14 protein-coding genes are annotated in these 13,072 nt (G+C 69.8%); all 14 read left to right on the top strand.

Going from position 1 to position 13,072, the window contains the following annotated elements:
* The first annotated feature begins 74 nt into the window (after positions 1-74).
* The 14 genes from P3102_RS27325 to rplS all read left to right on the top strand — a co-directional run bounded on the left by P3102_RS27325 (position 75) and on the right by rplS (position 13,044).
* Positions 75-1,469, top strand: a complete 1,395-nt coding sequence (locus P3102_RS27325; protein ID WP_276362880.1) for an ammonium transporter — start codon at positions 75-77, stop codon at positions 1,467-1,469.
* On the top strand, positions 1,466-1,804 hold the full coding sequence (locus P3102_RS27320) for a P-II family nitrogen regulator (RefSeq protein ID WP_020630602.1): 339 nt from the start codon (positions 1,466-1,468) through the stop codon (positions 1,802-1,804). The genes P3102_RS27325 and P3102_RS27320 overlap by 4 nt, the downstream gene beginning before the upstream one ends.
* A 9-nt stretch (positions 1,805-1,813) precedes the next feature.
* The gene (locus P3102_RS27315) at positions 1,814-4,129 is read left to right on the top strand and encodes a [protein-PII] uridylyltransferase (RefSeq protein ID WP_276362878.1); all 2,316 of its coding nucleotides are present in this window, start codon (positions 1,814-1,816) and stop codon (positions 4,127-4,129) included.
* Positions 4,130-4,290: 161 nt separating this feature from the next.
* Positions 4,291-4,683 carry a hypothetical protein gene (locus P3102_RS27310; RefSeq protein WP_346660202.1) on the top strand — a complete coding sequence of 131 codons (393 nt, stop codon included), beginning with the start codon at positions 4,291-4,293 and terminating at the stop codon, positions 4,681-4,683.
* Positions 4,684-4,733: 50 nt separating this feature from the next.
* Positions 4,734-5,618 carry a Ku protein gene (locus P3102_RS27305; RefSeq protein WP_276362875.1) on the top strand — a complete coding sequence of 295 codons (885 nt, stop codon included), beginning with the start codon at positions 4,734-4,736 and terminating at the stop codon, positions 5,616-5,618.
* 461 nt (positions 5,619-6,079) lie between these two features.
* Positions 6,080-7,621, top strand: a complete 1,542-nt coding sequence (gene ffh / locus P3102_RS27300) for a signal recognition particle protein (RefSeq protein WP_276362873.1) — start codon at positions 6,080-6,082, stop codon at positions 7,619-7,621.
* 3 nt (positions 7,622-7,624) lie between these two features.
* Positions 7,625-8,698 (top strand): amidohydrolase family protein, encoded by a 1,074-nt coding sequence (locus P3102_RS27295; protein ID WP_276362872.1) that lies wholly within the window; start codon positions 7,625-7,627, stop codon positions 8,696-8,698.
* Positions 8,699-8,743: 45 nt separating this feature from the next.
* Positions 8,744-9,493: a CPBP family intramembrane glutamic endopeptidase gene (locus P3102_RS27290; protein ID WP_276371368.1), complete on the top strand. Its 750-nt coding sequence runs from the start codon at positions 8,744-8,746 to the stop codon at positions 9,491-9,493.
* 57 nt (positions 9,494-9,550) lie between these two features.
* The gene (locus tag P3102_RS27285; protein ID WP_276362870.1) at positions 9,551-10,357 is read left to right on the top strand and encodes a type II CAAX endopeptidase family protein; all 807 of its coding nucleotides are present in this window, start codon (positions 9,551-9,553) and stop codon (positions 10,355-10,357) included.
* A 158-nt stretch (positions 10,358-10,515) separates the two neighbouring features.
* The gene (gene rpsP / locus P3102_RS27280; protein WP_005154724.1) at positions 10,516-10,962 is read left to right on the top strand and encodes a 30S ribosomal protein S16; all 447 of its coding nucleotides are present in this window, start codon (positions 10,516-10,518) and stop codon (positions 10,960-10,962) included.
* Positions 10,959-11,198 carry an RNA-binding protein gene (locus P3102_RS27275; RefSeq protein WP_003103110.1) on the top strand — a complete coding sequence of 80 codons (240 nt, stop codon included), beginning with the start codon at positions 10,959-10,961 and terminating at the stop codon, positions 11,196-11,198. Before rpsP ends, P3102_RS27275 begins: the two co-directional genes overlap by 4 nt.
* Before the next feature lie 16 nt (positions 11,199-11,214).
* Entirely contained in the window at positions 11,215-11,727 is a 513-nt protein-coding gene (gene rimM / locus P3102_RS27270) for a ribosome maturation factor RimM (RefSeq protein WP_276362869.1), read from the top strand.
* Entirely contained in the window at positions 11,727-12,491 is a 765-nt protein-coding gene (trmD, locus tag P3102_RS27265) for a tRNA (guanosine(37)-N1)-methyltransferase TrmD (RefSeq protein WP_276362867.1), read from the top strand. The genes rimM and trmD overlap by 1 nt, the downstream gene beginning before the upstream one ends.
* 184 nt (positions 12,492-12,675) lie before the next feature.
* A complete protein-coding gene (rplS, locus tag P3102_RS27260) occupies positions 12,676-13,044 on the top strand; it encodes a 50S ribosomal protein L19 (protein WP_005154717.1) in 369 nt (122 codons plus the stop codon).
* Positions 13,045-13,072: the final 28 nt, after the last annotated feature.

Genomic DNA, 13,072 nt, shown 5'->3' with positions numbered 1-13,072 from the left:
CTGAATCGCCGCCCCAGGAAACACCGCGGTCCAAAAATCCCTGCGCAGTACACCCCAGGCACGGGAGGAAGATTGTGCTGAACGCAGGAGACACGGCATGGGTGTTGATCAGCGCCGCGCTGGTCATGCTCATGACACCGGGATTGGCGTTCTTCTACGGCGGCATGGTCCGCGCGAAGAGCGTCCTGAACATGTTGATGATGAACTTCATCGCCCTCGCCGTGGTCGGTGTCCTCTGGACGCTGTACGGCTTCACGATGGCGTTCGGCAACGACATCGGCGGAGGATTGCTCGGCAACTTCGACTTCGCCGGTCTCTCGAACATCTCCGGCGACCTCGCCGGGTTCGCGACCGCCGCCACCGGCACCGCGCCCGAGGTCGCCTGGCCCGGTGCGGACGCGCTGCCGCTGTTCGCCTTCGTGATGTTCCAGCTGATGTTCGCGATCATCACGCCCGCGCTGATCTCCGGTGCCATCGCCGACCGCGCCAAGTTCTGGGGCTGGACGCTGTTCGTCGCGGTGTGGGTGACCATCGTGTACTTCCCGGTGGCGCACTGGGTGTTCTCGTTCGACGGCTTCATCGGCGCGGATTCGGCCGGCGGCTGGATCGCCAACCAGGTCAAGGCGCTCGACTTCGCGGGTGGTACCGCCGTCCACATCAACGCCGGTGCGGCCGGTCTGGCGCTGGCGATCGTGCTCGGCAAGCGCACGGGCTGGCCGAAGGGCACCGGACGCCCGCACAACGTTCCGTTCGTGCTCCTGGGCACCGCGTTGCTGTGGTTCGGCTGGTACGGCTTCAACGCCGGTTCGGCACTGGCCGCCAACGACCTCGCCGCCGTCGCGTTCACCAACACCACCGTCGCGACCGCCGCCGCCATCCTCGGCTGGCTGATCGTCGAACAGATCAAGGTCGGCAAGCCCACCACTCTCGGCGCCGCCTCCGGTGCCGTCGCGGGTCTCGTCGCGATCACCCCGGCGGCCGGGTTCGTCAGCCCGCTCGGTGCCATCGCCATCGGTCTCGTCGCCGGTGCCCTGTGCGCCTTGGCGATCAGCCTGAAGTTCCGCTTCGGGTTCGACGACTCCCTCGACGTCGTCGGCGTCCACCTCGTGGGTGGTCTCGTCGGTACGCTGCTCATCGGTTTCTTCGGCACCACCAGCGTCAACCCACTCGGCGTCGACGGCCTCCTCTACGGCGGCGGCGTCGGCCAGTTGGGCAAGCAGGCACTCGCGGCGGCCGCGGTCCTCGGGTACTCGTTCGTCCTCACCTTCGTCATCGGCTGGGTGATCAAGAAGCTCGGCGGGTTCCGCGTCAGCGCCGAGGACGAGGTCAGCGGGATCGACGAGGCCCAGCACGCCGAGAGCGCGTACGACTTCACCGGATCGGGCGGCGGTCTCGGCCAGCCGAACTCCCTCCCGGTCAAGTCGTCCACCGGCACCGTGGCCACGAAACTCGAGGAGAGCAAGGCATGAAGCTGATCACCGCGATCGTCAAACCGTTCACGCTCGACGACGTCCGTTCCGCGCTGGAGCAGCTGGGTGTGCTCGGCATGACGGTCAGCGAGGTACAGGGCTACGGCAGGCAGAAGGGCCACACCGAGGTTTACCGGGGTGCCGAGTACTCCGTGGACTTCGTGGCGAAGCTGAGGGTCGAGGTCGTCACCGACGACTCCAACGTGGAGAAGGTCCTCGACGCGATCACCACCGCCGCCCACACCGGCAAGATCGGGGACGGCAAGATCTGGGTGACGCCGGTGGAGACGGTCATCCGGGTACGCACCGGCGAGCGCGGCTCGGACGCCCTATAGGGGGCACGGATGGCCGACGGGGGTGAACTGGTCAAGGCCACCGAGCGGTTGCTCGAGGGCAGGCACGGAAGGTTGGGGGCCTCCGCGTTGCGGGCGGCGTGCGTCGACCTCCACGAATTCTGGTTGGGCAAGGGCGCCGCGGCGGCCGGCGTCGACACCGCCGACCCCGGTGTCGCACTGGCCGCCGTCGGTGGCCTCGGGCGCGGCGAACTGGTGCCCTTCTCCGACCTCGATCTGGTGTTGCTGCACAACGGCAACGCGAAGGTCGGCGAGATCGCCGACGCGATCTGGTATCCGTTGTGGGACGCCAAGATCGGCCTCGACCACTCGGTCCGCACGCCGGGTGAGGCGCTGAAGGTGGCATCCGAGGATCTACGGACCGCGATGGGGCTGCTCGACCTCCGGCATGTCGCCGGGGACGCCGACATCACCGCCAGGCTGGCCGCCGCGGCACGGGACCAGTGGCGGCGGACCGCCAGGAAACGGCTCGGCGAACTGTCGGACGCGGTGCGGCAGCGCTGGGCTCGCAGTGGTGAGATCGCGCAGTCCGCCGAGCCGGATCTCAAACACGGCCGAGGTGGGCTTCGTGACTTCGCCGTCCTTGAAGCCCTGGCGGCGGCTCAGCTGACGGCGCGGCCTGGTGAGGAACTGCGGGCGGCCAAGAGCCTGCTGCTCGACGTCCGGACGGAGTTGCGCCGCGAACTGCGCCGGGAGCGGGACATCCTGAGCGCGCCGGAAGCCGAGACGGTCGCGGGCGAACTCGGGTTCGCCGACCGGTTTGCCCTGGCACGCAAGCTTTCCGGTGTCGGACGGACGATCGCGTACGCGGTCGATGTGGCCCTTCGGTCCACTGTGGAACCACCCAAGGCGCGGTTCGGGCGGCGGCCGGTGCGGACGCCGCTCGACGAAGGTGTCGTCCTGCACGGGAACGAGGTCGCGCTGGCGCGGGACGCGGTCCCCGCCAAGGATCCCGCGCTGTTGCTGCGGGTCGCCGCGGCGTCGGCCCGGATCCGGAAGCCCATCGCGCACGGGACCTTGCGGGCGCTCGCCGAAACCGCACCGGAACCGCGTGCGCCGTGGCCCGCCGACGCCCTCAAGGCGCTGGTGGAACTGCTCGGCGCGGGTGAGGGGCTGATCGACGCCGTGGAGGCGCTGGACCGCACCGGGCTGTGGGCGCGGCTGTTCCCCGAATGGGGTGCGGTGCGGGACCTCCCGCCGAGGTCGCCGGTGCATTCGTGGACCGTCGACCGGCATCTCCTGCGTGCCACTGTCGAGGCGTCGAAACTGACGACCACCGTTTCGCGGCCCGATCTGCTGCTGATCGGCGCGCTGCTGCACGACATCGGCAAGGGCCGCGACGCGGACCATTCCGAACTCGGCGCGAAGATCAGTGCCCAGGTGGCGGCGCGGCTCGGGTTGCCGGAGGCGGAGGCGGCACTGGTGTCGGGAATGGTCCGGCATCATCTGTTGCTGCCGCACACCGCGACGCGGCGGGACATCGGTGATCCCGCGACGATCCAGCGAGTGACGAGGGCGCTCGGTGCGAATCCCGTCCTGCTGGAACTGCTGCACGCGCTGACGGCGGCCGATTCGCTGGCCACCGGGCCGGGCGTGTGGACCGACTGGAAGGCACGGTTGCTCGCCGAACTCGTGTCCGGTTGCGAAGAAGCCTTGCACGGCAAGGGATCGGTGCCACCCGAGCCGATGGGTGCCGAGCAACGGGAGCTCGTCGCCGAAGCCGTCGCCTCCGGCCGTGGCGAAGTGCGCATCACCGCCGCCGGGAAGATCGTGACCGTGGTGCTCGCGGTCCCGGCCCGCGCCGAACTGCTGGCTCCCGCCGCCGGGGTGCTCGCGCTGAACTCGCTCGAGGTCCACGCGGCGGTGCTGCGCGGGCACGACGGGGGACGGGCGGGCGTGTTCACGGCGTCGCCGAAGTTCGGCTCGCTGCCCGATGTCACGCTGCTGCGCGAGCAGTTCGCGCGGGCGGTGGCCGGGACGCTCCCGCTCACCCAGCGGCTCGCGGCGAAGGAACGGGATTACGGAGGTGGCGAGACGCCGTCCGGGAGCGCGAAGGTGATCTGGTTCGACGACGAAACGAGCGGGCAGGACACGGTCGTGGTCGAACTGCGGGCCGCGAACCGGATCGGGCTGCTCTACCGGGTCGCGGGCGCGCTGCGCCGATGCGAGGCCGAGGTGCGCTGGGCGAAGGTGGCCACCCTCGGTGGCGCCGTCGTCGACTCCTTCGCCGTCGCGCCGCAGGCCGGCGGGGTAGACCGAACGTGGCGATCGAAGATCGAGGCCGCGTTGCTGGCGGCCGCTTCTTGACTCGGAAGTGGGCGAAATTACGGTTCTCGTTCCGGAACGCGCCCTTCGCCACGGATCCGGTCCGGTCGATTCCGGGACCGGGGTGTCGCGCGAAGGACGGAGGGTGACGGTGGCAGGATGTGCGCCGTCGAAACCCGAAGGATCCGGAGGGCGGTGAGCAGGTGCTCGGTCACGAGCCGAATTCGCCCGGGCCACAGCGGATCACGCTGCCGCCGACCGTCGTCGCCTCACACCTCCGGGCGTGCGCGGACGACCTGGCCGTTTCCCTGACCGCGTCGGGTACCGCGGCGACCGTGCCCGAGCTGCTCAAGGTGGTCCGGCACCTCGTCGCGGGCCAGCAGGCGCTGGCCATCGCGCTCGAAGGTATGGCGGGCCGGGTCGAAGGCGGCGGTCACGGCGCGCTGGCACCCGCCCCGATGACCGACGTCGAGGTCGTCGCGGAAGTACTCCGTGCGGCGGCCACCGCTGTCGACTGTTCGGCCGAAGCGCTCGCCGAATCGCGTCCGTCCTTCGAATGTGTGAGCGATTCGGTCGCCCCTGACACCCGTTTGTAGCTGTCCCGCCGCTTCGGCCCGTGGATACGCTGACCAGGCGGAGGTGGGCCATGCGGGCGGTGTGGAAAGGCACGATCGGCTTCGGGACCTATGCCATTCCGGTGAAGGCGTACAGCGCGACCGAGGAGCGCGACATCCCCCTTCACCAGGTGCACGAGCCGGACGGCGGCCGGGTGCGGGTGAAGTGGGTCTGCGAGGTCGACGGCGCCGAGGTGCCCGCGGCCGAGATCGTCAAAGGGCATCCCGTCCCCAACGGTGACGTCGTCCTGCTGAGCGCCGGGGACCTCGCGTCGCTGATCGCGCCGACCACGCAGTCGATGGACGTCGTCGGGTTCACCCCGGCCGAGCAGGTCGACCCGATGTACTTCGCGCGCAGCTACTACCTCGAACCGGAGCCCGCGGGTACCAAGCCGTACGTGCTGCTCAGCGAGGCGCTGCAGCAGTCCGGGCGGATCGCGATCGTCAAGGTGACGCTGCGGCAGCGCGAAACGCTGGCCGCGCTGCGCGTGCGGGATCAGGTCGTCCTGCTCGAGACGATGCTGTGGCCCGACGAGATCCGGCGGCCCGACTTCCCGTTCCTGCACGAGGACGTCGACCTGCGGCGCGGGGAGCTGCGGAACGCGGTTTCGCTGATCGAAGACCTCACGCGGGATTTCGAACCCGGCCGCTACACCGATCGCTACCGGGAGGCGCTCGAGGCGCTGATCCAGGCCAAGGTGGACGGGGACGACGTCCGGCAGCCGACCGCCGCCGAGCAGGCGGAGGGTGTGACGCGACTGCTGGCGGCCCTGCAGCGGAGCGCGGTCGAAGCGGATCGCGCTCCGGTCGAGAAGGCCAAGGAAGCGGCGGCCAAGGCGCGCCGGGCGCGGACGCGGGCGAAGAAGGCGGCATCGTCGTCGGCGGCGGCACCGTCGGCGTCGGCCAAGACCGAGTGAGTAGTTCTACCCAGCGACAGTTGAGGATCTTCACGCTGCCGTGACCCCGCGGTGACCGGGCATTCTCAGGTCATCGCGCGGAGAGAACGCGGGAGGGAATCGCCTGGCACTGGGGGTCTGGCGAAACCGGGCCCCGCGAAACTCGCCAAGTGTGTTCACGGAAAGGCTCGCGGGGAGGCGAGCCCTCCGTGAGGGCTCCGGTACCGGCCCGCGAGGGGCGGCCGGTCCCGGAGCTCCTCTGCCTCAGGCCTGGAACACCGAGGCGTCGTCCGCGACCCGGTCCGGGTACCTCCGCCGGCTCCACCGACGCGGAAAGAGGCGGCCGACGACCTCGCCGGGGAGTCCGGACAGGCGGCCTCGTCCGCAACCGCGTCGACCGCCGGGCCCGGACACCGACTACCCTGGAAAGCCGTCGGTCCGTACCGGCAAGCCACGACGACCCAGCTGGAGCGTGCACACCCGTGTTCGACACCCTCTCCGATCGGCTCACGTCCGCCCTGCAGACCCTGTCTCGCAAGGGCAGGCTCTCCGACGCCGACATCGACGCCACCGCGCGTGAGATCCGTATCGCGCTGCTCGAGGCGGATGTCGCGCTGTCGGTGGTCAAGGCCTTCATCGCCCGGATCAAGGAGCGCGCCAAGGGCGCCGAGGTGCACGGCGCGCTGAACCCGGCCCAGCAGGTCATCAAGATCGTCAACGAGGAACTCGTCACCATCCTCGGCGGCGAGACCAGGCGGCTCACGTTCGCGAAGAACCCGCCGACGGTCATCATGCTCGCGGGTCTGCAGGGTGCCGGTAAGACGACGCTCGCGGGCAAGCTCGCGATGTGGCTGAAGAAGCAGGGCCACGCGCCGATGCTGGTCGCCTGCGATCTCCAGCGCCCCAACGCGGTCACGCAGCTGCAGGTCGTCGGCGAGCGGGCCGGGGTCGCGGTCTTCGCGCCGGAGCCCGGCAACGGCGTCGGCGACCCGGTCGACGTCGCCCGCCGCGCCATCGACGAGGCCAAACGCGCGCAGCACGACATCGTGCTCGTCGACACCGCCGGCCGTCTCGGTGTCGACGAAGAGCTGATGAAGCAGGCCGCGGACATCCGCGACGCCGTTTCGCCGGACGAGACGCTGTTCGTCGTCGACGCGATGATCGGTCAGGACGCGGTCACCACGGCCGAGGCGTTCCGCGACGGCGTCGGCTTCACCGGCGTCGTGCTCACCAAGCTCGACGGTGACGCCCGCGGTGGTGCCGCGCTGTCGGTCCGCCAGGTCACCGGCCAGCCGATCCTGTTCGCCTCGAACGGTGAGAAGCTCGAGGACTTCGACCTCTTCCACCCGGACCGGATGGCCAGCCGGATCCTCGGCATGGGCGACGTGCTCAGCCTCATCGAGCAGGCCGAACAGCACTTCGACCAGGAGAAGGCCGAGCAGACGGCGGCCAAGCTCGGCAGCGGGCAGCTCACCCTGGAGGACTTCCTCGAGCAGATGCTCGCGGTCCGCAAGATGGGCCCGATCGGCAACCTGCTCGGCATGCTGCCCGGCGCCGGGCAGATGAAGGACCAGCTCGCGCAGGTCGACGACAAGCAGCTCGACAAGCTGCAGGCGATCATCCGCGGCATGACCCCCGCCGAGCGGGCGGACCCGAAGATCATCAACGCCTCGCGCCGCGTCCGGATCTCGAAGGGGTCCGGTGTCGCCGTCCGCGACGTCAACGACCTGGTCAACCGGTTCTTCGAAGCGCGCAAGATGATGGCGCAGATGGCGGGCCGCTTCGGCTTCGGCGGCGGAGGCGGCGGCGGCAAGAACCGCAAGGGCAAGAAGGGGAAGAAGGGCAAGGGGCGCGGCCCGACGCAGCCCAAGGTCCGCGGCGGCTTCCCCGGTGGCATGCCGATGCTGCCGCCGGGCGGGATGCCCGGCGCCGGCGGCGGGATGCCCGACCTCTCCCAGCTCGGCGGCATGAACGACATCCCCGGCTTCGACCCGAAGAAGTTCAAGCTGCCGAAGGACAAGTAGCCCGTGGAGGCGCTGCACCTGGCAGGCGTGGTCCTGCCGGACGGTGAGCACCGTGAGCTGTGGGTCACCGGCGGCCGGATCACCGGCGAACCGGTCGCCGGAGCGGAAACCGTGGTCCGGGAAGGCTTCCTCGTTCCCGGGCTGGTCGACGCGCACTGTCACCCCGGTATCGGGGCCGGTGGCGCGACCACCCTCGAAGAGGCCGCCGAACAGGCGATCACCGATCGCGACGCCGGGACGCTGCTGATCCGCGACTGCGGGCTGCCGATCGACGTCCGGCCGTTGCAGCGGCGCGCCGACCTGCCGCGGATCATCCGCGCCGGACGGCATCTCGCCCTGCGCAAGCGCTACCTCCCGGGCCTCGGCATCGAACTCGAAGACCCCGCCGAACTGCCGAAGGCGGTCGCCGAACAGGCCCGCGACGGCGACGGCTGGGTCAAACTCGTCGGCGACTGGATCGACCGCGGCGTCGGGGATCTGGCGCCGCTGTGGCCCGACGACGTCCTCGCCGAGGCCATCGCGGTCGCCCACGCGGAGGGCGCCAAGGTGACCGCGCACGTCTTCGGCCAGGCCGCGTTGCCGGGCCTGATCGCCGCGGGGATCGACTGCCTCGAACACGGCACGGAACTCCTCCCGGACCAGCTGGACGTCCTGGCCGAACGCGGGATCGCGCTCGTGCCGACCCTGATCAACATCGAGAACTTCCCCGGGATCGCCGACAAGGCGGGCAAATACCCGGTGTACGCCGGCCACATGCGGGCGTTGCACGCCGGCGTGGGGGAGATGGTGTCGACGGCGATCGAGGCGGGCGTGCGGGTGTACGCCGGAAGCGACGCGGGTGGCATGGTCGAACACGGCAGGCTCGTCGACGAGATCGAGGCCCTGCACAAGGCCGGGATGACACCGGAGCAGGCGCTGGCTTCGGCTTCGTGGGCGGCCCGCGAGTGGCTGGGCGTGCCCGGAATCGTCGAGGGCGCTTCGGCCGATCTGCTCGTCTACCCGTCCGATCCGCGTGAGGATCTCGCGGTGTTACGGCATCCGAGTCATATCGTCCTGCGTGGCGAAATCCACGCCTGACCCGCCTCCATGCGTGACCGGAGCGGCACCTAGCGTGGAGGCGTGGTGGACGACGGGCAGGCTCGCGAGCGTCTGGTGCTCGGAGCGCACTGGGGCTTCGTAGCGTTCTTCGCGGGCATCGCCGGATATCACCTCGTCACGCTCGTGATGAGCTTCGTGATGTCAGGCCGCTTCGGCGGCTACGACCCACTCGAGCTTCGTGACGTCGGCCCGCTGCTGATCCTCGCGTTCCTGCCGACCCTCGTACTCGGTCTCGGCCCGGCGATCGGCTCCCGCCTCTGGGGACAGGGGCTTCGCGAAGACTTCGGGCTCAAGCCCACCTGGCGTGACGTCCGGATCGGGCTCGCCTGCGGAGCGGCCGCGCTCGCCGCCGGCTACCTCCTCAACCTGCTCCTGCTCGCCGTCTACGGGACCGACAGCGACGACAGGACCTTCTCCGACGTCTCGCCCGGCCCGATCACCGAGCTGTCCGGCACCACCGAAGGCGACACGGTCTGGCTGGTGCTGGCCGCGGTCATCGTCGTCCTCGCCGCCCCGGTCACCGAAGAACTGCTTTTCCGCGGCACCCTGTGGAACGCGATGGGCTTCCACCGCCTGCCGTCGTGGGTGATCCTGCTGGTCACCGCGCTGGTCTTCGCCCAGTTGCACGGGGAAGCCGCGCGCACGATCGCGCTGTTCGGTCAAGGCATCGCCATCGGCCTCGCCCGTTATCTCTCCGGCAGGGTGAGCGCGTCCGTCATCGCGCACGCGGCCAACAACCTCCCCCCGGCGGTATTGCTCTTCGCGGCGAGGTGATCGCCGGTCCAGGCGGTTAGAGTCTTCGAGTAACCGAACGATCACCGGAGGATCGGCGTGACCGTATCTCAGCCCAGGGAGCCGATCCCCGAGGCCGCGCCGCCGGACGAACTCGCTGCCGGAGGTGAGGTGGCCGCGCTCGACCCGCCACCGTCGCATCGCTGGGGATTCGGGGCCTTCCTCCTGGTGGAAGCCGTCCTCCTGGCGTCGGCGGCGTTCATCAGCGTCCTGCTCGGCGACGTCCGGCCCGGCCAGCCCCTGCCGATGCGCATGGTGCTGCTGGGCACGATGGTGCCGACGATGATCGCCGCCGGGGTCGCGCTGCTGATCACCCGGTTGCGGGGCAACGGCCCGTGCATCGACCTGCGGATCGGCTGGAGCTGGGCCGACGTCAAGCTCGGGCTCAAGCTCGGCTTGCTCGGTCTCGGGTTCACCTCGCTCGCCGCCTACGTCTGGACGCAGGTCGTCGGCAACGAGAACGCCACCTCGGCGATCAGCGCGCTCGTGGAAGACCGGCGGATGTCGGTCTCGGCCGCCGTCGTCATGTTCGTCTACCTGTGGCTGGTCGGGCCGATCTGCGAGGAGATCATCTACCGCGGCCTGCTGTGGGGCGCGGTGGAACGGCTGACGTGGCGCACCGAACGCTGGGGGAGGATCGCGGCGTTCCTGGTCTCCACGGCCGTTTTCGCGGCGAGCCACCTCGAACCGCTGCGCACCACGCTGCTGCTGGTGATCGCGATCCCGATCGGGCTCGCCAGGGTGTTCACCGGACGGCTGCTCGGCAGCGTCGTCGCCCATCAGGTGAACAACTTCCTCCCGGCCGTGACGATCCTGCTCGGCTCGCTCGGGATAGCCGCGTTCTGACGGCCCGCCGGCGTCTGGCAGAATGTACGCTTGCCTGCTTTGGCCGGACCCTCTCACCGTGCCCGAGCTTCGGACCTTCGGGTGTGCGCAGCCGTTCCCCACTCGGCCGGCGTACGCCTTCCACCTGCATCAGAGAGAACTGAGGAGTACCCACACCCGTGGCCGTCAAGATCAAGCTGCAGCGTCTCGGCAAGATCCGTGCGCCGTACTACCGCATCATCGTCGCCGACGCGCGCACCCGCCGTGATGGCAAGGCCATCGAGACGATCGGCAAGTACCACCCGAAGGAAGAGCCCAGCTTCATCGAGGTCGACACCGAGCGTGCCCAGCACTGGCTGTCCGTCGGCGCCCAGCCGACCGAGCCGGTCCAGCGCATCCTCGAGATCACCGGTGACTGGCAGAAGTTCAAGGGCCTGCCGGGCGCCGAGGGCACCCTGAAGGTCGCCGAGCCGAAGCCGTCGAAGCAGGACCTGTTCAACGCCGCGCTCGCCGCCGCCGGTGACTCGGCTTCGGCCGAGGCCACCACGCCGAAGAAGAAGTCAGCCCCGAAGAAGGCCGAAGCCGACAAGGCCGAGGCCGCCGAGGGTGACAAGGCCGAGGCGTGAGCTTCCTCGCTGACTCCCTCGAGCACCTGGTGCGCGGGATCGTCGACAACCCGGACGAGGTCCGGGTCGAGCTGCTGACCACTCGCCGTGGCCGCACGCTCGAGGTGCACGTGCACCCCGACGATCTCGGCAAGGTGATCGGCCGGGGCGGTCGTACCGCGACCGCCCTGCGCACCGTCATGGGCGGCATCGGTGGCCGCGGCGTCCGGGTGGACGTCGTCGACACCGATCGCTGACCAGGGACAGAACGGGATGGACGTCGTAGTAGGCCGGATCGCCAAGGCGCACGGAATCCGCGGTGAGCTCGCGGTGGACGTGCGCACGGACTCGCCGGAACAGCGGTTCGCGGTCGGTTCGGCCGTCACGACGAAGCTGCGTGACGGCAGCAGCGGAAACCTCACCATCGCAGCCGCCCGCGAACACAGCGGGCGGCTGCTGGTGCGTTTCGAAGAGGTGCTGACCAGGGACGTCGCGGAGACCCTCCGCGGCGCGTTGCTGATCGCCGACACCTCGGCGCTGCCGCCGACCGAAGACCCCGACGAGTTCTACGACCACGAACTCGAAGGGTTGCGAGCCGAACTCGCCGACGGCACGGTCCTCGGCAAGGTGCTCGAAATCGTGCATTCGCCCGCCGGTGAACTGCTGTCGATCGAACACGACGGACGCGAAGTACTGGTGCCGTTCGTGAAGGCGATCGTCCCGGCGGTCGACGTCGCGGGCGGCCGCGTGATCCTCGACCCGCCGGAAGGCCTGCTGGACGCCTGATGCGCCTCGACGTCGTCACGATCTTCCCCGAATACCTCGACCCGCTCCGCGCCGCGCTGCTCGGCCGCGCGATCGACCGCGGCCTCATCGAGGTCGGCGTGCACGACCTGCGGGACTGGACGCACGACGTCCACCGCGCGGTCGACGACGCGCCGTACGGCGGCGGGCCCGGAATGGTGATGAAGCCGCAGATCTGGGGCCCCGCCCTGGACGAGGTCTGCGGCGAGAACACCCGCCTCGTGGTCCCCACCCCCGCCGGACGGCCGTTCACCCAGACCACGGCCCACCAGTACGCCGCCGAGGAGCACCTCGTGTTCGCGTGCGGCCGCTACGAGGGCATCGACCAGCGGGTCATCGACGACGCCGCCCGGCGGATGCCCGTCGACGAGGTCTCGATCGGCGACTACGTACTGGTCGGCGGCGAGGCCGCGGTACTGGTGATGGTCGAAGCCGTCGTCCGGCTCCTGCCCGGCGTCCTCGGCAACGCCCGCTCCGCCGAGGAGGACTCGTTCTCCGACGGCCTGCTCGAAGGCCCCAGCTACACCCGGCCGGAGGTCTGGCGGGAACTGGCCGTGCCGGACGTCCTGCGTTCGGGGAACCACGCGCTGATCGACCGCTGGCGCCGTGACCAGGCGCTGGAACGCACCGTCCGGCGCAGGCCCGAACTGATCGGGCAGCTGCCGGAAGATAGCCTCGACAAGCACGATCTCGGGGTCCTCGAGCGGTTGCGCGAGGGCACCGGCCAGGCCGGGTCGAACGCCTGAGACCTGGTCTGCAATACTTGACAGGTTGGCGTGAGTGGACGCGCAATAACTTGACTCGTAGCGCAAGTACGAAACAAGTCTGCGAAATCCGCCGGAACGCCATCAGCCCCCGGGTAGGTCGCAGTGCCCGACACTGCGCGCCCAAGCTGCACGTAAGCCATACGAAGACGAGGACGGACCACCGATGAACACCCTGGACGCGCTGGACGCGCAGTCACTGCGTTCCGACATCCCGGACTTCCGACCGGGCGACACGCTCAAGGTTCACGTCCGCGTCATCGAGGGCAACCGCGAGCGCAACCAGATCTTCCAGGGCGTCGTGCTGCGTCGCCAGGGCGGCGGCATCCGCGAGACCTTCACGGTCCGCAAGGTGTCGTTCGGCATCGGCGTGGAGCGCACCTTCCCGGTGCACTCGCCGAACATCGCCGAGGTCGAGGTCTTCAAGCGCGGCGACGTCCGCCGGGCGAAGCTGTACTACCTCCGCGAGCTGCGCGGCAAGGCCGCCAAGATCAAGGAACGCCGCGAAAACCGCGAGACGACCTCCGCCAAGTAGGTAGCCGCACGGTTACCGGTAACCTGGC

Source organism: Amycolatopsis sp. QT-25 (assembly GCF_029369745.1).
GTDB lineage: Bacteria > Actinomycetota > Actinomycetes > Mycobacteriales > Pseudonocardiaceae > Amycolatopsis.
Note: the sequence above shows the minus strand (reverse complement) of the source record. Positions and strands in the feature narration are given on the sequence as shown.